Origin of the sequence: Cylindrospermopsis raciborskii Cr2010 (genome assembly GCF_003367075.2) — a bacterium.
Lineage (GTDB): Bacteria > Cyanobacteriota > Cyanobacteriia > Cyanobacteriales > Nostocaceae > Raphidiopsis > Raphidiopsis raciborskii.
Genome location: NZ_CP065936.1, coordinates 1934634 through 1955092, shown reverse-complemented (window position 1 = coordinate 1955092; position 20459 = coordinate 1934634). Strand labels below are relative to the sequence as shown.

Annotated in this window: 21 protein-coding genes; 14 read left to right on the top strand and 7 right to left on the bottom strand. The window is 41.0% G+C overall.

The features are described 5' to 3' along the window. The first annotated feature begins 106 nt into the window (after positions 1-106). Both hetR and rpsD read left to right on the top strand, forming a co-directional pair. Complete coding sequence (gene hetR / locus C6N34_RS08945) at positions 107-1006, top strand: heterocyst differentiation master regulator HetR (protein ID WP_006278849.1); 900 nt, start codon at positions 107-109, stop codon at positions 1004-1006. A 190-nt stretch (positions 1007-1196) separates the two neighbouring features. Continuing rightward, positions 1197-1805, top strand: coding sequence for a 30S ribosomal protein S4 (gene rpsD, locus C6N34_RS08940; protein WP_006278848.1), 609 nt, complete (start codon positions 1197-1199; stop codon positions 1803-1805). Between the two features lie 55 nt (positions 1806-1860). On the opposite strand, the gene moaA is transcribed toward rpsD, so the two are convergent. After that, complete coding sequence (gene moaA, locus C6N34_RS08935; protein ID WP_115538555.1) at positions 1861-2847, bottom strand: GTP 3',8-cyclase MoaA; 987 nt, start codon at positions 2845-2847, stop codon at positions 1861-1863. A gap of 130 nt (positions 2848-2977) precedes the next feature. Between moaA and C6N34_RS08930 the strand changes: the two genes are divergently transcribed. The 5 genes from C6N34_RS08930 (at position 2978) to C6N34_RS08910 (ending at position 7324) form a co-directional block, all read left to right on the top strand. Further along, complete coding sequence (locus tag C6N34_RS08930; RefSeq protein ID WP_006278846.1) at positions 2978-3991, top strand: hypothetical protein; 1014 nt, start codon at positions 2978-2980, stop codon at positions 3989-3991. 77 nt (positions 3992-4068) lie between these two features. Continuing rightward, entirely contained in the window at positions 4069-4356 is a 288-nt protein-coding gene (locus tag C6N34_RS08925; protein ID WP_071241891.1) for a 4a-hydroxytetrahydrobiopterin dehydratase, read from the top strand. Positions 4357-4469: 113 nt separating this feature from the next. Next, positions 4470-5432, top strand: coding sequence for a quinolinate synthase NadA (nadA, locus tag C6N34_RS08920; protein ID WP_115538556.1), 963 nt, complete (start codon positions 4470-4472; stop codon positions 5430-5432). A gap of 288 nt (positions 5433-5720) precedes the next feature. Beyond that, a complete protein-coding gene (locus C6N34_RS08915; RefSeq protein WP_236106943.1) occupies positions 5721-6008 on the top strand; it encodes a hypothetical protein in 288 nt (95 codons plus the stop codon). An 89-nt stretch (positions 6009-6097) separates the two neighbouring features. Next, positions 6098-7324: a M20 family metallopeptidase gene (locus C6N34_RS08910; protein ID WP_115538558.1), complete on the top strand. Its 1227-nt coding sequence runs from the start codon at positions 6098-6100 to the stop codon at positions 7322-7324. Here the strand turns inward: C6N34_RS08910 and C6N34_RS08905 are convergent. Beyond that, the gene (locus tag C6N34_RS08905; protein ID WP_181884030.1) at positions 7321-9033 is read right to left on the bottom strand and encodes a serine/threonine-protein kinase; all 1713 of its coding nucleotides are present in this window, start codon (positions 9031-9033) and stop codon (positions 7321-7323) included. The genes C6N34_RS08910 and C6N34_RS08905 overlap by 4 nt on opposite strands. A 201-nt stretch (positions 9034-9234) precedes the next feature. Between C6N34_RS08905 and ychF the strand changes: the two genes are divergently transcribed. Continuing rightward, on the top strand, positions 9235-10326 hold the full coding sequence (ychF, locus tag C6N34_RS08900; protein ID WP_096547749.1) for a redox-regulated ATPase YchF: 1092 nt from the start codon (positions 9235-9237) through the stop codon (positions 10324-10326). 30 nt (positions 10327-10356) lie between these two features. Here the strand turns inward: ychF and C6N34_RS08895 are convergent, their stop codons facing one another. Further along, positions 10357-11532 carry a DNA double-strand break repair nuclease NurA gene (locus C6N34_RS08895; RefSeq protein WP_115538560.1) on the bottom strand — a complete coding sequence of 392 codons (1176 nt, stop codon included), beginning with the start codon at positions 11530-11532 and terminating at the stop codon, positions 10357-10359. 24 nt (positions 11533-11556) lie between these two features. Next, positions 11557-12354, bottom strand: a complete 798-nt coding sequence (locus tag C6N34_RS08890) for an HAD family hydrolase (RefSeq protein ID WP_040010123.1) — start codon at positions 12352-12354, stop codon at positions 11557-11559. A gap of 226 nt (positions 12355-12580) precedes the next feature. Here C6N34_RS08890 and lipA point away from each other — a divergent pair, with 226 nt between their 5' ends. Further along, positions 12581-13480, top strand: a complete 900-nt coding sequence (gene lipA / locus C6N34_RS08885) for a lipoyl synthase (protein ID WP_057178749.1) — start codon at positions 12581-12583, stop codon at positions 13478-13480. Positions 13481-13495: 15 nt separating this feature from the next. Here lipA and C6N34_RS08880 read toward each other — a convergent pair whose 3' ends face one another. Further along, a complete protein-coding gene (locus C6N34_RS08880) occupies positions 13496-14512 on the bottom strand; it encodes a sulfate/molybdate ABC transporter ATP-binding protein (protein WP_006278836.1) in 1017 nt (338 codons plus the stop codon). A gap of 245 nt (positions 14513-14757) precedes the next feature. On the opposite strand from C6N34_RS08880, the gene chlP reads away from it, so the two are divergent. Beyond that, positions 14758-15978 carry a geranylgeranyl reductase gene (chlP, locus tag C6N34_RS08875; RefSeq protein ID WP_057178748.1) on the top strand — a complete coding sequence of 407 codons (1221 nt, stop codon included), beginning with the start codon at positions 14758-14760 and terminating at the stop codon, positions 15976-15978. A gap of 47 nt (positions 15979-16025) precedes the next feature. Here chlP and cobS read toward each other — a convergent pair whose 3' ends face one another. After that, positions 16026-16811: an adenosylcobinamide-GDP ribazoletransferase gene (gene cobS / locus C6N34_RS08870; protein ID WP_115538561.1), complete on the bottom strand. Its 786-nt coding sequence runs from the start codon at positions 16809-16811 to the stop codon at positions 16026-16028. 210 nt (positions 16812-17021) lie between these two features. Here cobS and C6N34_RS08865 point away from each other — a divergent pair, with 210 nt between their 5' ends. After that, positions 17022-17474 carry a hypothetical protein gene (locus C6N34_RS08865; RefSeq protein WP_040010116.1) on the top strand — a complete coding sequence of 151 codons (453 nt, stop codon included), beginning with the start codon at positions 17022-17024 and terminating at the stop codon, positions 17472-17474. An 11-nt stretch (positions 17475-17485) separates the two neighbouring features. Continuing rightward, positions 17486-18607 (top strand): tRNA guanosine(34) transglycosylase Tgt, encoded by a 1122-nt coding sequence (gene tgt / locus C6N34_RS08860; RefSeq protein ID WP_115538562.1) that lies wholly within the window; start codon positions 17486-17488, stop codon positions 18605-18607. A gap of 21 nt (positions 18608-18628) precedes the next feature. On the opposite strand, the gene pgsA is transcribed toward tgt, so the two are convergent. Further along, positions 18629-19150, bottom strand: coding sequence for a CDP-diacylglycerol--glycerol-3-phosphate 3-phosphatidyltransferase (pgsA, locus tag C6N34_RS08855; RefSeq protein ID WP_057178745.1), 522 nt, complete (start codon positions 19148-19150; stop codon positions 18629-18631). A gap of 41 nt (positions 19151-19191) precedes the next feature. Between pgsA and C6N34_RS08850 the strand changes: the two genes are divergently transcribed. Next, positions 19192-19578: a VOC family protein gene (locus C6N34_RS08850; protein WP_115538563.1), complete on the top strand. Its 387-nt coding sequence runs from the start codon at positions 19192-19194 to the stop codon at positions 19576-19578. Next, positions 19569-20459 carry a ribosome biogenesis GTPase YlqF gene (gene ylqF, locus C6N34_RS08845; RefSeq protein WP_115538564.1) on the top strand — a complete coding sequence of 297 codons (891 nt, stop codon included), beginning with the start codon at positions 19569-19571 and terminating at the stop codon, positions 20457-20459. The genes C6N34_RS08850 and ylqF overlap by 10 nt, the downstream gene beginning before the upstream one ends.

The window sequence follows — 20459 nt, the reverse complement described above, 5'->3', positions numbered from 1 at the left end:
GATCTTTCATCTGGTTGAAGACAAAAATTTAATTTTGTTGTACAATAGCTAACTTGAATTCAATTACCAACTGTTTTGTAAACGTGTCACTCATTTGTCTGTGAATATGAATAACGACATAGATCTGATCAAACGTCTTGGTCCAAGTGCAATGGATCAGATCATGCTTTATCTGGCTTTCAGTGCCATGCGCACGAGTGGACATAGGCATGGAGCGTTTTTGGATGCAGCAGCAACGGCGGCAAAGTGTGCAATTTACATGACCTATTTAGAGCAGGGGCAAAACCTGCGCATGACTGGTCACCTGCACCATTTGGAGCCTAAACGAGTCAAAATCATTGTGGAAGAGATCAGGGAGGCCCTGACAGAAGGTAAGTTGCTGAAAATGCTAGGTTCTCAAGAACCTCGTTATTTGATTCAATTACCCCATGTGTGGATGGAAAAATACTCCTGGCAACCCGGAAAATCCCGCATTCCCGGTTCAAGTCTCACAACTGAAGAGAAAAAACAGATTGAGCGCAAATTACCCGCAAATCTGCCTGATGCTCAGTTGGTAACTTCCTTTGAATTTTTAGAGCTAATTGAATTCCTCCACAAACGCTCTCAAGAAGAGTTGCCACAGCAGCATCAAATGCCTTTGAGCGAAGCACTGGCAGAACACATCAAGCGCCGACTAATCTACTCGGGTACGGTTACCCGGATTGACTCTCCCTGGGGAATGCCATTTTATGTTCTGACTCGTCACTTTTATGCTCCAGCAGATGACCAGGAGCGTACTTATACGATGATTGAAGATACTGCGCGCTATTTCCGCATGATGAAGGACTGGGCAGAAAGAAAAAGTCATGCTATGCGTGCTGTAGAAGAGTTAGACATAGCCCCAGAAAAAATTCAAGCTGCCATGGACGAGTTGGACGAAATTATCCGGGTGTGGGCAGATAGATACCATCAGGAGGGTGGTAAACCCGTAGTTTTACAAATGGCTTTTGGTCAACAGGATGATTAGATTCTCAATAGCTATGGTTGTGAAAGTCTCCGACCCAGAAGGTCGGAGATATTTGGTTTTGTAGGCTATAATATTCAGAAAAATAAGTCATCATGTGACTCAATTTTCTCTAGTTCTTGGCTAATTGCTAGAATTTATGTGATAATGGATTGTTTAGGTAAAGTTTAAACAGGATTAGATAAGGAAACTCATGTCTCGATATAGAGGTCCGCGCCTCAGAATTGTGCGCCGTCTGGGGGAATTACCAGGATTAACTCGCAAAAGTGCCAGACGTGCTTACGCACCCGGGCAACACGGTCAAAACCGTAAGAAAAGATCTGAGTATGCTATCCGTCTGGAAGAAAAGCAAAAACTCCGATTGAATTACGGTTTGACGGAAAAGCAAATGTTACGCTATGTTCGCAAAGCCAGACGAGTCACTGGATCTACTGGACAAGTGTTACTTCAGTTATTGGAGATGCGCTTGGATAACACAGTTTTTCGATTGGGAATGGCCCCCACTATCTCAGCAGCAAGACAATTAGTCAGTCACGGTCATGTGACGATAAATGGAAGGGTGGTCAACATTGCCAGTTATCAATGTCGTCCAGGAGAGGAAATTGGGGTTAAAGATAAGGAAGCATCCAGAAAATTAGTAGAAAATAATTTGCAGTATCCTGGATTGGCTAATCTTCCTAATCATCTGGAATTCGATAAGAACAAGTTGGCTGGCAAGGTCAATGGTGTGATTGAGCGGGAATGGGTGGCACTGCAGGTGAATGAACTGCTGGTTGTGGAATACTATTCACGTCAGGCATAATTTGGCTTTTGAGGCTATCCAAAACTACTTCAGATAAGTAGTTTTGGTGCTTGCTTTATCCACCGATTTGGGACATGGTACGACTGTAAGTGCCAAGTGTACCTGGGTTCCTCTCTTTAAAGTTAATTTCTGATTTCAGGTTTAATAACTCCCTTACTTGTTGCTGTAATTGCTCCATGGTCTGACTTGATCGCAGGGCTGTTTTTAGGTCTATTTGTCCAGATTCATTCAATAAACAAGGACGCAACCAACCATCAGCGGAAAGACGCACCCGGTTACAGCGATCGCAAAAACATTCAGACATCTGACTGATAAAACCTAGGGTTCCCTTGGCTCCGGGAATTTGAAATACATCTGCAGGTCCATTACCACAAACCTGTGATTCTGTCAAACCCCAACGCTGACGAATCTGATCTCGTAATTGTGCGGAGGATACCCAACCGCGATCGCTAAATAGAGTGTTGTTACCAATGGGCATAAACTCAATGAATCTAACATGCCAGTTTTTGTCTAGGGTTAGAGCAGCTAGGTTGAGAATTTCATGGTCGTTGACACCTGGAATGACCACTACATTTAACTTTAAGGGGTTAAATCCGACCTTGTCAGCGGATTGAATCCCACACCAAACTTGTTCCCAACCGTGAGAACTATGATGGCCAATAATTAAATTAAAGGTATGGGGGTTAAGGGAGTCTAGACTAATGTTAATTCTGGTTAGTCCTGCATTATAGAGATCCTGTGCTAGGGGCGCTAATAAAAAACCATTGGTGGTCATGGATAAATCTTGGGTTTGGGGGAAATGGGCAATTTTATTTACCAAGTCCACTACCCCGGGACGGAGTAAGGGTTCACCGCCGGTTAAACGAAACCGGTTGAATCCCACAGGAATAAATACATCTTTAATTAGGGTTAATAGTTCATCATTGGTTAACAGTTGTTTTTTGAGAATGTAGTTTAGTTCCGTATCATCTGGCATACAGTAGACACAACGAAAATTACAGCGGTCTATTAAACTAATACGTAAATAGTTAATCTGGTTCATTTTTGTTTAGTCGAATTTTGATACTTTTTATTTTCCCAGTCTCGAGAATTTTGACAACATAGTCAGCTATAATCTCCAGATATACGTAAATTTTTATCCATATTTATTGATCGTGCAAGATACTGACCCTATGAATAACCTTGCAGCTGTACTGCAACAACCTGTAGATTTAGACTTTGAAATACCAGATCCAGAAGATGAAGAAATTGACGAAACTGACTTTTTAGAGAGGTTAGAGGTAGTTTGGCAGGTATGTGACCGTTTTGACCTCCAGACAGAAATCTGGCGGGGTCGGATTTTACGTGCCATCCGTGACCGGGAAAAAAAAGGTGGAGACAGCAGGGGAACTGGGTTTCTCCAATGGTTAAAAGAAAGGGAAATTAGCAAAAGTCAAGCATATCACTGGATTCAACTGGCTAATAGTGCTGATACTTTAATACAAGATGGCAAGCTCGACCCGGGTAAAGTCAATAATTTTAGTAAACGGGCTTTTGTGGAAACTGCTAAAGCAACCCCAGAAGTACAGCAAATGGTCAGTGAAGCAGCTCAAAAGGGCGATCGCATTACTCGTCGAGAAGTTCGTCAATTGACTGATGAATGGACTGCCATGTCCTCGGAATTATTACCTACACCAGTGAGGGAGAAAGCTGCGGATAATAGCCTTCCTGCTAGGTATATAGCTCCCCTAGTTAAGGAAATGGAGAAACTACCAGAATCACATCAGAAGGTCTTACAAAGAGAAATAGAGGTGAGTCCTGATGTGGACACTTTAAAGCAGGCAACAACAGAGGCTAGACAGTTAGCTAGATATCTCAAATCAGCAGCTCAAGTTCAAGCGTTAGCAGAGGAGAATGTGGATATCGAAATTGCTTTGGAAGAAGCGCAAAGAGTTGGGTGTTTAAGTGTTGCTGCTGACCTGGTGAATCAAGCGTCTCAGATGGAGCAAAATATAGCTAAGTTGTATTTGGTCTGGAAACGGATTAGTAATTTGGCTGATAGATTATATGTTGATACGGGGGCAAGTACACCTAATTTACGTTCTCTACTTGGTTGTATTGAACCCCTAGGTGGTGAAATGATGGAAATCAAACTTAATGGCGCTACTGAGCATACCATTAGACTACAAATTCAGGAAACAGATTAGAGGAAAAAATGGGAACTAACCGCTATAGTTTTAGGTATAGGCCTTGATTTGTAGTAAATTTATAGTAAATTCACACCATGACAGCACAAAAACTTAACGAAATCGAAATAGCCCAAGCTCTCAAAAGTTTACCCGGATGGCAAGTTCAAGGGGGTAAGTTATCCAAAGAATATAAGTTTAAAGACTTTGCTACTGCTTTGGGTTGGATGGTCAAGGTGGGTGTTTATGCTGATACTCTAGGACATCATCCAGAATGGTTTAATGTTTATAACAGAGTAGTGGTTAATCTCGCTACCCATGATCTAGGTGATGTTATTAGTAATTTAGATGTGGAACTGGCACGAAAAATGGAAGAGAGTTTTTAGTAGGTTAATCCTTCATATTTTAACTGAAAATTTCCCTGACCATTCACCATTTTTGGTAAAAACTACTATAATTAACTAAGTTAATAATTTGTAATCAAAAGTAGTTCCTAATTGTGTTTACAACCACACTAACTCGAACCCAGAGCAAACCACCCCTGGACTTATTTACTGCCATTAATAATTTAAAAACCGAATTAAATGCAGTAATACTAGCTCACTATTATCAAGAACCAGATATACAGGATATAGCAGATTTTATTGGAGATTCTCTGCAACTAGCAAAAGCAGCAGCAAAAACCAGCGCGGATGTGATTGTATTTGCTGGTGTTCATTTTATGGCGGAAACGGCAAAAATCCTTAATCCTGATAAATTAGTGTTGTTACCAGACTTAAACGCTGGTTGTTCCCTCGCTGACAGTTGTCCTCCGGAAAAGTTTGCAGCATTTAAAGCCGCTCATCCAGATCATATAGTTATCTCCTATATTAACTGCTCCGCTGAAATAAAAGCTATGAGCGATATTATCTGTACCAGTTCCAACGCGGTCAAAATTGTTCAGCAAATACCTAAAGACCAAGGGATAATTTTTGCTCCTGATCGCAATCTGGGAAAATACGTAAGCCAACAAACAGGAAGGGATATGCTTTTATGGCAGGGTAGCTGTATTGTACATGAAACCTTCTCTGAAAAGAAAATAGTTGAGTTAAAAATTGCACATCCTCACGCCCAGGCGATCGCCCATCCAGAATGTGAGAGCAGTGTTTTGCGTCATGCTGATTATATTGGCTCTACTGCTGCGCTCCTCAATTATTGTCAAAAAAGCCCTGCTGTGGAGTTTATAGTTGCTACGGAGCCAGGAATTATCCATCAGATGCAAAAATTAGCACCGGGCAAACACTTTATCCCTGCTCCTGCTGAGAATAACTGTAATTGCAATGAGTGCCCATTTATGAGATTAAACACCTTAGAGAAGCTATATTTAGCCATGAACAACCGGACTCCAGAAATTACCATGTCAGAGAAGATTCGTGTTCAAGCATTAAAACCCATACAAAGGATGTTGGAAATGAGTAATTAAGGAAATTTCAATCATGGAAATCCGCGATCGCATTAAACCGTTCAATATTTACTCTCCTAGATGATTATGAACCTAAAAACGAAAAAAGCTATTGAACAACTAGAAAAATTCGTTTCTACTCCCCTAGAATAAACACTGAGACAGCATGAAAAGACTACACATCAAGAAATAGCAACTAACCTATTTAAGACCGTAGCCAGCACCGTACCAGCTTATCAATCGTTTTTAGCGACACATAAGATCAACGGGGAAACAATTCAAACTTTGGCGGACTTCCAAAAATTACCGGTGATTTGTAAAGAAAATTATATTTCTGTTTACAGTTTGCCAGAACTATGTGAGGATGGCATGTTAGGAGGTTGTGATATGATAGCGGCCTCCTCTGGCTCAACGGGAAAACCCACATTTTGGCCCCGGTTCTTGACTTCTATTCTTGCTCAATTGTTACGTTTAAATAGTGAGTTTGCAAATTATGTTCCTAGGGAATATCAAAGACCACAAGTAGAATTAAAAGCTACAGGTGATAGGGAATATTTTCCCACGGGGGTAAAACATAAATATACTCGTAATTTATAATTGGAAATGGTAGAGATTCCCCAGGTATCATTGACCTATACTAAAATTTGTGCTAATATTTTCCCGTACTCATAATTTTGACTATAACCATGATTTCTACTCTCCCTAATTCTGGTACTCAAAATCTACCTAAGGTACGCTTACAAATCCGTGCACTGTTACCACAACTGATAGAATGGAGACGTAAAATACATCAAAAACCAGAATTAGGGTTTCAAGAAAAACTAACCGCTCAGTTTATTTCTCATCAGTTACAATCCTGGGGAATAGAGCATCAAACCGGTATTGCCCAAACTGGTATTGTGGCTACAATCACAGGAGCAAAATCCGCCACTGGTAAGGTTTTAGCCATTCGTGCTGATATGGACGCATTGCCAGTTCAAGAAGAAAATAAGGTATCCTACTGTTCCCAACGGGATGGAATAATGCACGCCTGTGGACATGATGGACATACTGCGATCGCATTGGGAACAGCATATTACCTACAAAAACACCGTCAAGACTTTAGTGGTCAGGTAAAAATCATCTTTCAACCAGCAGAAGAAGGACCTGGTGGAGCTAAACCAATGATTGATGCGGGAGTATTAAAAAATCCCGATGTGGATGCTATTATTGGTCTCCACTTATGGAATGATCTGTTGGTGGGCACTGTGGGAGTGCGTCCAGGTCCTTTTATGGCGGCGGTGGACTTTTTTAACTGTACAATTTTAGGTAGGGGTGGACATGGAGCTTTACCTCATCAGACCATTGATTCGGTTGTGGTTGTAGCTCAGATTGTGAGTGCTTTACAAACTATTGTAGCTCGGAATGTCAACCCCCTGGATTCAGCAGTGGTGACCATTGGTGAACTTCATGCTGGTACAAGGATGAACGTAATTGCTGATACTGCGAGAATGAGCGGGTCAGTGAGGTATTTTAATGGTCAATTGGCAGAATTTTTCAAGCAGAGAATCACGGAAATTATCCGGGGGATTTGTGAAAGTCATGGAGCTAATTACGAGTTAGAATATACACATCTTTATCCCCCTGTAATCAATGATGGGGGGATGGCACAATTGGTGAGAAAAGTAGCAGAACAAGTGGTAGAAACACCTGGGAATATTATCCCTGAATGTCAAATTATGGGTAGTGAGGATATGTCATTTTTCTTGCAAGAAGTTCCAGGTTGTTATTTCTTTTTAGGTTCTGCTAATCCTGAAAAACAGTTAAACTACCCCCATCACCATCCCCGCTTTGACTTTGATGAAATAGCTTTAGCAATGGGGGTAGAAATCTTTGTGAGATGCGTGGAGAACTTCTTAATACCGCAGAATTAAACCCCATCCTCACTAATAGTTGGCACAATTGTTGGTTCTTCTGTGGGAATAGGTGTGGGAATGGGTGTAGGAATAGGTGTGGTTGTGGGGGTGGGAATAGGATCTTCTAAGGGAGCGGGGGTTAGGGTAGGAACGGGAGTTTCCGTAGGAATAGGGGTAGGGGTAGGAATAATAGTTTCCAGGGGGGTGGGAATGGTAGTTCTGGGAGGAATGGTATTTCTAGGGGGAATAGGAGCTCGTTTAATGGGATTTTCTAAAGCGACAGATAGACTATAGTTACTTTCAGAAACTGTTGTAGACAAAGTAAGTTGGATGGTTAACCTACCCCTACTTGTCAAGACTCTTTCATAGCTGGTCACTTGTTGAGCATCGGTGCTGAGGGGTTGACCGTCAGCAGTAAGAATAGTTAATAAAACGCCACTTTCCTCATTAACTGCTATGGTGAGCTTTTGTCCTGGACTACCTCTAAAACTGTATTCAATTACTTCCCCAAATTTGATTATTCCTTCTTCATTAGCATTATTAGATGAATCCCATGCTAAATTCCGTGGTTCCGTTTTGCTAGGTGTGGGTGTAAATGTGGAATTGGGGGTAGATCTGGGAATTACAGGAGAATCAAAATTCTGGGGTGTGGTGGGGGGAGATAACCTTTGACCACGAAGGTAATTAACTAGGGACCAAGAACTAAATCCCGCCAAAATAACTACAAAACCACCAATGGCGACCATGGCCAAAGTATTGTCTAAAATAGAACTATTAGTATGAGGTGATATTACTGGTTCAGGTGAGTTAGTTGGGGTGGGAGATGGATGACTAATAGCAAGAGTAGGTAAATAGGATAGATTAGGATCCCCAGGGTTTAACGGACTTGAGACTTCTAAATTAGTTAAATCAAGAAGAACTTCCTTAGCAGTTTGATAGCGATCGCCTGGCATACGACTTAACATGCGATTTAACACCTGAGCGAACTTGGGACTAACTTGTACCCAGTGCTGCCATTTCCAAACAAAAGTAGTTTCATCAAATAGATCTGCTGGTTCTTTTCCGGTGAGGAGAACTATAGCTGTAACAGCCAGTGCATACAAATCACTATTAGGATAAGCCTTTCCGGTTTGGACTTGTTCTATGGGGGAATATCCTAGTTTACCTACTGTAGTAGCCTGATGAGTTGAAGAATTTGACAATCTAGTTGCTACTTCTTTAACAACACCAAAATCAATTAACACAGGTTTTTGGTCTGTGCTGCGCAAGATTAAATTATCGGGGGAAATATCCCGGTGAATGATCTTAGCTTTGTGAATATACTCTAAAATCGGTAATAAGGATTGTAATAAATATAGCACTTCTGCTTGAGTAAAACTTTGACCTTGAGTACGACGTTCATTTAAGATAGTATGGTAGGTTTTCCCTCCCACGAAATCCTGTACTAGGAACAACCGTTGGTCTTGGGCAAATTTTTCTCGAAACTTAGGAATTTGGGGGTGATCAATTTGATATAGTATGGATGCTTCCCGATCAAACAATTCTTGAGCTTTTTTACCCTCGTATGAATCTGGTTCTAAAATAACCAATTCCTTGATAGCGCAAAGTTCGTTAAAACGTCCTTGGTCTTCTGCTAGATAGGTTCTACCAAATCCCCCCTGTCCCAAAAGACGAATAATATGGTAGCGATTTTGGAGAATAGTTCCAAGGTTAATGGGTGATGGCATAATCATAGTAGTTGAAATTAAAATTAAAAGCAAAATATTTAGAGGGTTAAATAAAGCATAAACTAGATCACAGGAATATCAAGCCCAAAAATGCTTGCTGGGGATATAGTTACAAAAGGAACTCATAAAAGTTCCCGGGAAGCAAAAATCCTCCAGCTTCCAGTTGTGGGAATTTTTACATTAATTATCTACAAATTTACAATGCTAAAAGCTGGAATAGTTGGACTTCCCAACGTCGGAAAATCAACTCTATTTAACGCTGTAGTCGCTAACGCTAAAGCGGAAGCTGCTAACTTTCCATTTTGCACCATAGAACCGAATGTAGGCGTTGTTGCAGTACCGGATGATCGGTTAAACGTCCTGGCCAAACTGGCCAGCTCTGAACAAATTATACCTGCACGGGTTGAATTTGTGGATATTGCTGGTTTGGTGAAGGGTGCTAGTCAGGGTGAAGGGTTGGGAAATCAATTTTTGTCTCACATCCGGGAAGTGGATGCTATAGTGCATGTGGTCCGTTGTTTTGAAAATGATGATATTATTCACGTTAGTGGTTCGGTGGATCCAGTACGGGATATTGACATTATTAATTTGGAACTAGGTTTGTCAGATCTAGCTCAAATTGAAAGACGCATAGAAAGATCACGCAAGCTGGCACGGACTAGTAAAGATGCACAATTTGAAATTACGGTTTTAGACAAATTAGTAGCAGCTCTCAACGAAGGTAAATTGGTTCGTCAAGTCAGTTTAACTCCAGAAGAAGCTGGGGTGATTAAAAACCTAGGACTGCTGACTAGTAAACCGATTATCTATGCTGCTAATGTAGCTGAGGATGACTTAGCTACAGGTAATGACTTTGTGGAGAAGGTACGAGCAGTTGCAGCACAGGAAAATGCTCAAGTGGTAATAGTCTCCGCTCAGGTGGAAGCTGAGTTAGTGGAATTACCTGATGCAGATAAGTTTGACTTTTTAGCATCTTTAGGTGTGCAAGAGGGTGGTCTCAAATCTTTGATTCGTGCTACCTATGCTCTTTTAGGTCTACGGACATATTTCACCTCTGGACCCAAGGAGACCCGCGCTTGGACTATTCATGCAGGAATGTCCGCACCTCAAGCAGCGGGTGTCATTCACTCTGATTTTGAGCGGGGATTTATTCGCGCAGAAACCGTTGCTTATGATGATCTGGTTACCCATGGATCTATAAATGCTGCTAAGGAAAAGGGTCTGGTCAGAAGTGAGGGTAAGGAATACATTGTGCAAGAGGGAGATGTGATGTTATTCCGATTTAATGTTTAGATAGGGAACAAGGTGGAAATGGGGACAATGTTAAGCAATACTCCCCCTCTTCCTGGCTTCTTTATAGGAAATACTAACATTTTTAATTCCCGCTTTAATCATCTCCCTTTCTAAAAGGGCGAAGAAGTGATTTCTATCCCCACTTCTAACTACTGCTTGATTATGTGCTTCCGCGATCGCTACTGGATAGCCATACCCCTTTTGTATTTGTGCCAATACGAGTCCCAGAGCTTGATCTATCATCCCAGGGTCATTGACTACCCATGCTGGAAACTCAATTCTGGCGATTTCTGTGCCTACATGCAAATAACAAAAGTAAATGACTTGATCATCATATAATTGTAGAATCCGGGAATTGCTTCGCCACAATGCGCTCCTTTGACCAGGTTGGAGTTGGGTGGCCCATAATGTGGTGTCTCGCAAACCTTCAAATTTTTTACAGGGAACGTAATCTAGTTGGTCTGGACAATAGTTAATACAGTCAGGAACGGGATAGGGACAGTTTAATAAACGCAATAGATTTTTCGCTTCGTTGTTACGAGCTGCACTTAGATATCCAACTATGGGGATTCCTGCTTGACGTAACTTTCCCCAAGCTTCTAAGATAGGTGGTAAAATTTGATCTCTGGCTTCTAGTGGTAGCTGTTCTAAAAACCAATATATTAGAGAGCCATCTACCATCGCTAGAGAGGGATGCTCGTTTTTTATGCTACAGGCTAGGTCAGATAGTACCGTAATTTCCGAAGCAGTTCGGCAATGACTCATCCATTCTTCGGTTTTTAAACCCCATTGACGAGCAATATATAGGTCTTCTTCTCGGTAAAATATCTCTGGTAAACTGTCTAGCAGGGGATGACGATTTTGTCCATAATATAAAACCACTCTCCCTATATTTAGTAAGTAGCAATAGGCAATTTCATGATGGTTAGGAGCAATTTGAGAACCGTCCGTAGCAATTATAGTATGTACTTTTGGGGGAGTAGAAATTTGAATACAGGTGTCTAAAGGTTCTATGGGTGTAGCATTGGCAAAAGTAATGCGATCGCGCCATTTTTCCTGACGCTTGACTATTTCTTCTTGACACTCGCAAGCCTTTTTTAAATTTTCCTTTGCTAATTCCAACTTACGGTTACTTTCAGCTACTTCAGAGCAAAGGTGCTGGCTTAAACCCTGCATTTGCCCAGCTAGTTTTGTTAAATCTAACATTATTCACATCAAGAGGTGGTGGGATCAGGAACTGGATATTAACCACTTAGAAAAATCTTGCACAAAGCGAGAAAGTGGGAGCAACTGAATGCGCGGGTCATTTTGTCCAGCTTCTCTTTCTGATTGGGTATTATAACCCCAATCTGCTAAAAAAAGCCCCACCTTGTCTAAATCCGATTGTTGTTGAACCAGTTGTAGAGTTTTCAATCTATCTTCCACAAACCATAATCTTGCTGGTTGATGTTCTGTTGCAGGAATTAATTTTCGTAAAATTTCGTATTTAGGAAGTTTTACTTCTTTACCAAAAATTGCCTTTTCTGGTAAATTAACCCCCTCTTGTTCTAACAATTGCTTGACAAAACGTCCCTCTTTAGTGGTAACAATGAATAATTCCACTTCACTATCAATGGTAACCTTTAATCGTTCTATCACTCCTGGATAAAATCTATGTAATCCCAACCACCCGTCTAAATCTGTGGATATCCACTGGTCACGCAAACCATCCAGTTTCTTACCAACTTCCTGAGATGATAAATGGGATGTTTTTAAGATCTCTAGGACAATTTTTGGCCAGTCTTGTAGGATCTGATCATCAGAAAAACCATCAATTATAGCTTTAATCAAAATAGGCATTTCCCAACCGGTTTCAATCACAGGACGGAGACGATAAAATCTCAAAGCTAAATCATCCGGTATTATTTCTTCCTGGGATGGACAAAATTGGCAGTAGGTGCGCCACGCCACCTCAAAGTATTCAAGGAGTCCGTCACAAATGACTCCATCAAAGTCCAGGGCTAAAATTGTAGGATGATTTACTGTCATGGTTTGGTTTAAGTAGGGAGGCACAATTATTTGTAGGGGCGATGGCGTAACCGATGGGGGTGTTGAGTTTCATATTAAACCCAACCTACGTTCATCTTATATTTAATTCCACCCACCTACTTAAAGATCAAAAACTGATGATTTCAACTCAAGTGGGTCTGGGGAACAGGAAATAGATTTAAAATAAACATGAACTATTAATCTATTATTATAGAGGATTTTCAATATGAGTAGTGCAGGTTGTAGTCAACCAAAATCAAAAATTATCCCCCTACCCAGTTGGTTACGTCCTCCTCTGGGTAAAGCTAGTGAAATCTCTACCGTACAGCGTATTATTAAACAGCGTCAAATTCATACTATTTGCGAAGAGGGACGCTGTCCTAATCGCGGAGAATGCTACTCTCAAAAAACAGCTACTTTTTTACTCATGGGACCTACCTGCACTAGAGCTTGTGCTTTTTGTCAAGTAGATAAAGGCCATTCACCTATGCCCCTAGATACAGAAGAACCCCAAAAAGTGGCTGAAGCAGTACAATTGTTGGATTTGAAGTATGTTGTACTCACCTCTGTAGCTCGTGATGACCTAGCGGATGCAGGATCAGGACATTTTGTCAAGACTATGCAGGCCATTCGTCTAGTTAATCCAGAAACCCAAATCGAGGTTTTAACACCGGATTTTTGGGGTGGTGCAGGTGTGGGTGAAATAGGTCAAAAGCAAAGAATAGCCACTGTTGTTCACGCTAAACCTGTTTGTTATAATCACAATGTGGAAACAGTACGCAGTTTAACAGGATCCGTGCGTCGGGGCGCTAAATATGACCGTTCTCTAAATGTATTAGCAACGGTTAAAGAAATTGATGCTGCTGTCCCTACTAAGTCGGGTTTAATGTTGGGCCATGGAGAAACCCAAGAGGAAATAGTTGAAACTATGCTAGACCTACGAGCTGTAGGATGTGATAGAATCACCCTGGGTCAGTATATGCGTCCTTCCTGGGAACATTTACCAGTCCAAAAGTATTGGACTCCAGCAGAATTTGCACAATTGGGTCAGTTAGCAACAAGTATGGGGTTTAGCCACGTGCGATCTGGTCCCCTAGTACGTAGTTCCTATCATGCTGGAGAATAAACACCCTAAAATACGTCAAATTGAATAATAGAGAGGAAAAGATTTGGCATCCTTGGGTTTTACATATACTCGTTCTTTTGGTTCCAAACTTAATTCATCAAATCGTTCACGACTTAAATAGGCAGTAAAAGTTTGTCCATCATCTAAAGTCAATTCCACTTGCACTTCCCAACCCAGGTGAATGATACGGTGAACTATCGCAGTTGTATTGGTTCCATTACCAGCTTTTTCTATAATCACATCTTGGGGACGTAAAAACACTTCTGGGTTAGGTGAGTCAAAACCACTACCTTGAAATATTTGAGCAGAGCTGGGCAAAACGTTGACAGGACCAATAAAACTCATAACAAAAGCGGATGCGGGATGATCATAAATTTCTGCGGGGGTTCCCATTTGTTCCAGTCTACCCTGATTGATGATCACAATTTTATTAGCAACTTCCATAGCTTCTTCTTGGTCGTGGGTGACAAAAACAGTGGTAACACTAACTTCTTCATGGAGACGACGCAACCAAGCACGTAGGTCTTTACGCACTTTAGCATCCAGGGCTCCAAATGGTTCATCTAGCAGTAGCACTTTAGGTTCTACCGCTAATGCTCTTGCTAAAGCTACTCTTTGTCTTTGTCCACCAGAAAGTTGGGAGGGATAACGCTCTCCTAATCCACTCAATTGAACTAGATCTAGTAATTGCTCTACCCTACCCTGAATTTTCTTTTTTGCCAACTTGCGGATTTCTAACCCAAATGCTATATTTTGCCTGACAGTTAAATGTTTAAATAGTGCATAGTGCTGAAAGACAAAGCCAATGTTTCTTTCCTGCACACTCTGATAAGTAGCATCTTTACCTGTTAAAAAGATTTTACCCTGGTCCGGTGTTTCCAGTCCTGCTATTAGTCGCAATAATGTGGACTTGCCAGACCCAGAGGGTCCAAGTAAAGCTACTAGTGATCCGCTGGCAATTTCTAAGCTCACATCCTCAACAGCATGAAAACTCCCAAAGTATTTAGACACGTTCTCTACTACTATACCCATTAGCTTGATACCTCTCTTACTAATCTACGGTTTGCAACTAGGATTAATGTAATTTTATTTATATCACATATCCATATCACAATTTCTCAATTTTACTGGTCAATTTTGCTGGGAGTGGGGGTAGGTATTTATGACGAAGTATGAAGGAATGTTGCAATTATGTGAAAACCTAGGAGCGAAAAGGTCGAACCCAGGAAGGTGTGTGCTAGGATTCTCTGGTAAATTGAAGGATTAGGAGTAAACCTTTGACATTACGAGTTGCTGTTGTGGGTTCTGGCCCAGCTGGTTCATCTGCTGCTGAAACTTTAGCTAAAGCAGGGATTGAAACTTATTTATTTGAGCGTAAGTTGGATAATGCTAAACCTTGTGGTGGTGCTATCCCCCTTTGTATGGTTAGTGAGTTTGATCTACCAGCGGACATTATTGACCGTCGGGTACGGAATATGAAGATGATCTCCCCCTCTAACCGGGAGGTTGATATCAATCTGATCAACCAAGAAGAATATATAGGAATGTGTCGCAGAGAGGTCCTAGATGGTTTTTTAAGAAACCGGGCCGCTAAATTGGGTGCTAACTTAATTAATGCCACTGTGCATAAATTAGATATACCTAATAATAATTCTGACCCCTATACAATTCATTATGTTGATCACAATGAGGGTGGATCTGTTGGCGTGGCCAAAACTCTCAAGGTGGATTTAATTATTGGTGCAGATGGTGCCAACTCCCGTATTGCCAAAGAAATGGATGCTGGGGACTATAATTATGCGATCGCCTTTCAGGAGAGAATTCGTCTTCCTGAAGATAAAATGGCATACTATAACAACCTAGCGGAGATGTATGTAGGAGATGATGTTTCCACAGATTTTTACGCTTGGATCTTTCCCAAGTATGACCACGTAGCTGTGGGTACTGGAACCATGCATGTGAATAAAGCCAGTATTAAACAGTTACAGGCTGGTATTCGCGCCCGTGCAGCGGAAAAATTGGCTGGAGGTACAATCATTAAGGTAGAAGCCCATCCCATACCGGAACATCCCCGTCCACGTCGGGTAGTAGGTCGAATTGCTTTAGTAGGTGATGCTGCTGGTTACGTCACCAAATCCTCGGGCGAAGGTATTTACTTTGCTGCTAAATCTGGAAGAATGTGTGCGGAGACTATTGTAGAAATATCCAATAGTGGAGCGCGCATTCCTAGTGAAAGGGAATTAAAACTTTATATTAAGCGTTGGGATAAAAAATACGGACTTACCTATAAAGTATTGGACCTGTTACAAACCGTGTTCTACCGCTCAGATGCTACCAGAGAAGCATTTGTAGAAATGTGTGATGACATGGATGTTCAAAAGCTGACTTTTGACAGCTATTTATATAAAACCGTAGTTCCAGCTAATCCAATCACCCAGTTAAAAATTACGGCTAAGACCATTGGCAGTTTATTACGTGGTAATGCACTTGCACCATAGTATATGTGGTTTAGGGCTGGGGGATGTCTAATAATCCCCTACCTTACCTATGTCAAACTACTCATACAGCATAGGAAGAGAGCTTCAGTCCATTCAACCACTGCACCATAAGTGTCACCGGTATGTCCACCCAGTTTATGGTTAAACCATGCGGGAACAATAAAGGAGATAATATTGCCAATAATTAGGGTAAATAGAACCAAAACAAAGTTACCTTGGTTAAAAGCCAAAGTGAGCAAGTTAAAACCCAAAAGCAAAACCCAACTAGGCAATAAATCCATCTGATGACGAATGGCCTGTTTATGAAATGCTCCCTTACCAGTAGATTTCAGATAGGGATATTGGAAAATAGCCAATTGCTGTCCCCATCTTCCCCAACCACAAGCAACCATTAGAAGAAAAAAGCGATTTTGGGAAATATCCGTCAAAGCAGCCATTTTCATCAGTAAAATAGCCAGAGCTGCCATGACACCAAAAGCACCCGTAGCACTATCGGTCATGACTTCTAATCTTCTTTGGGGATCAGTCACTGCTAAACCATCAGCAGTATCCATAGCACCATCTAGATGTAGACCTCCTGTGATCCCTATCCAAATAATGACTATCAAAACACTTTGTGTTAATGCTGATATTCCTAAATAATCAAACAGCATATCCAAAAGACCCAAAATAGCACCAATTAGCAAACCTATAGCAGGAGCAAAAAGGGCTACCCTTTGGAATTTCAGGCCTGGAAGATGGGGGAGTGGGATGGAAGTGTAAAACAAAACAGATGCAATCACACATAAAAATTGTCGCTGACAAAATTGCCAAACTTGCTCAAGAATTGCCATTTTAAAAAGAAATCTTTAGATAAGGCATTAAAACTTAACAAAAAACAGGGGAGAGAATCAAGAGATATAGATGGACGATTAGCATATAAAGTTGATATTTTGGAGGTATAGGTTGTTGTCTGGTAAAAAGGTCAGACATGCAACCAAAGAATCACATTTTGTGTGATTGCCAATTGCTAATTCTTACCCTTCCTCAATCCCTATTTCCCTATGAATAATCATCTACCCGAAATCCGGACACCCGCCCCTTGTATTGTAAACAACGGGATTATTGTGAATAAACTCGATATTCACAAACTTTTAAGCGATTTAGGTCGAGTTCATTACATCTACACCCAAGGAGATAAATTACTCAGTGAGGGTGATGGAGATGTTATGGAGGTATTTGCCCACTCCCAAAGATCCACATTAGTTGCCAATAACACGCTATATCTCAACATATATAGTTTTGACTATTTGGAATTGAAGCAGTCCGATGCACAAGAAACCTACCTTGACCTAATTCAGGAAGAATATTGTCTACGTCTGATTCCTTTATTCATCCCTCCAGAAGAAAGGTGTGATGACCAGTTCAATAACGGGGTGATAGAAGCTATGATGGACCAAGTGCTTTCGACCAGATGGGATGTGGAAATCGATGATGATTGTTCTGATTGTTTGTAACCCCAATATTCATGTCTAATTTTTCTTTTCAACTGGTGGTTAACTGTAGTCAAACCCAAGCTCGAGCAGGGGTGTTTTCTACCCCCCATGGGATTGTGGAAACTCCCAGATTTATGCCCGTGGGAACATTGGCTAATGTTAAAACTGTTACCCCGGCTCAATTGGCAGATACGGGAGCGCAAATGATTTTATCTAATACCTATCATTTGCACTTGCAACCGGGAGAGAAAATAGTTGCTGGTGGTGGTGGACTGCATAAATTCATGGCCTGGGATGGTCCCATGCTAACTGATTCCGGTGGATTTCAGGTATTTAGTCTCAGTGAAATGCGGAAAATTACTGAGGAAGGAGTAGTATTTCGTTCGCCTCATGATGGACAAATGATCAAGTTAACCCCCGAAAAATCCATAGAAATTCAAAATATTTTGGGGGCGGATGTAATTATGGCATTTGATGAATGTCCCCCCTATCCCGCTACTTATCAGGAAGTCACCGCAGCTACGGATAGAACCTATCGGTGGTTAGAACGTTGTATTAAGTCCCACCAACGTTTAGACCAGGCATTATTTCCTATTGTACAAGGAGGAGTTTATTTAGACCTGCGCACCCGTGCAGCAACAGATTTAGCCAAGTTAGATATGCCAGGATATGCTATTGGTGGTGTGAGTGTAGGTGAACCACCAGAATTAATGGCCCAGATAGTTAGGACTACAGCTCCCCTATTACCCAGGAACAAACCCAGATATTTGATGGGTGTGGGTACCTATCGGGAAATGGTGATTGCCATTGCAGCAGGTGTGGATCTATTTGACTGTGTTATTCCTACTAGATGGGCGCGACATGGCACTGCTATGGTTCAAGGGGAAAGATGGAACCTGAAAAATACCAAGTTTAGAGAGGACTTTGCACCCATAGATGAGACTTGTCACTGCTACACCTGTTCTAATTTCAGTCGTGCTTATGTGTCTCACTTAGTCCGTTCCCAGGAAATTCTGGCATACACTTTACTAAGTATTCATAATATTACCGAATTAATTCGCTTTACTCAAGCAATTCGAGAATCTATTTTACAGAATCGCTTTTTAACGGACTTTGGTCATTGGATGAACGATCCCGAAAAGGATCTGGAATAGGAAGTTGCGCCTCAAAAATATTCAGTTTCCATCCTTGGGTGTTAACACTGGTAACAAATAAATTAGTCCAGAAATCACCGTTAAAAGTACAGATAGCCAGAAGGCAGATTTAGCATAGATTTGCCAAGTTATGGGTAATGGTGCAATCAGTAGAGCTATGGATAGAATTTGGGTGATGGTTTTTAATTTTCCCCAAATATTAGCTCCGCTAATTGTGGTTTGATTAACTCGCCAACCTGCTATAGCTAATTCTCTTGCTAAGATGATGAATACTCCCCAACCGGGAATTTTACCCAGTTCTACAAATACTAAGAACGGTGCTAGAACTAATAACTTATCCACCAATGGATCCAGGAATTTGCCCAAATCCGTAACTTGGTTCAGTTTTCTGGCCAGATATCCATCTAACCAATCTGTTAGTGCTGCTATTAAAAATATAATTAAGCATATCCATCTAGCACCCTGGGTGGGAATATATAGCCCATACAGCAAAAACGGTATGCCCAATAGTCTAGACAAGGTAATAGTATTTGGCAAGTTCATCCAGTTCATATATAGTAGAAAAACGACAACATTCAACATAGATGAAATATAACTATATACTAGTAACGATAGGTACGGTAAATTTTGATCAGTTAGTCAACTTTTATATGCAGTTACTAGAAAGCCCACCAACCAAATTTATAGCTAGTGTTTATGTTGAGTGGCAAGTTGACCATCTGAGATTAAGTATTTTCAGACCGCAAAAAGATCATGAATCAGAATTTGTAGTTCATGGCAAAAATCCGCTAAGTTTATGTATAGAGGTGAGCAACCTAGAAAATGCCATTTCTGATCTGAAATCTCTAGGTTATCCTCCCACGGGAGAGATTTCCATAACTTCCCATGGTCAGGAGATTTATGCCCAGGATCCAGATGGTAATCGTTTAATTTTGTACAGCAGTAGCAATATTGATAAACAATGTCCATAACACAAAACTACAAATTAAATATCATCCAATGGTATCCTGGTCATATTGCTAAGGCGGAAAAAAATCTTAAAGAGCAATTAAAAAGGGTAGACGTGATATTAGAAGTTAGGGATGCACGTATTCCCTTATCTACACACCATCCCCAAGTTAAAGAATGGATAGGTAATAAATCACGGGTGCTAGTGATTAACCGACTAGACATGATTTTGCCCCAAGTGAAATCAATGTGGTCAGAATGGCTTAAAAAACAAGGAGAAGTGCCCTATTTTGCCAATGCTCAACAAGGTCAAGGAATTACAGCCATAGCTAAAGCAGCACAAATAGCAGGAACAGAACTGAATGAAAGGAGAAAACAAAGGGGGATGTTACCTCGTCCCGTGCGTGCAGTAGTGATTGGTTTTCCCAATGTGGGAAAATCCGCACTGATTAATCGGTTGTTAGGGAAAAGAGTTGTGGAAAGTGCTGCTCGTCCGGGTGTCACCCGTCAATTGCGCTGGGTGAAAATTTCTGAACATTTAGAGTTGTTAGACGCACCGGGAATTATTCCTTCTCGATTAGAAGATCAACAAGCAGCAGTGAAATTAGCCATCTGTGATGATATTGGAGAAGCATCCTACGATAATCAATTAATAGCAGCTGCTTTTGTGGATATGGTCAATCAGTTTCAAGAAACTTCCCCCCATCTATTACCACCCCATCCACTACTTTCTCGCTATGGTGTTGATTCTATTATTCATACAGGAGAAGCATATTTAGAGGTGTTAGCAGCAAGTCGTTATCAAGGAGATGTGGAACGTACTGCTAGGACTATCATTAGTGATTTTCGCAAGGGACTTCTGGGTGCTATAGTTTTAGAAGTACCTAAAATTAATAATAGTTAA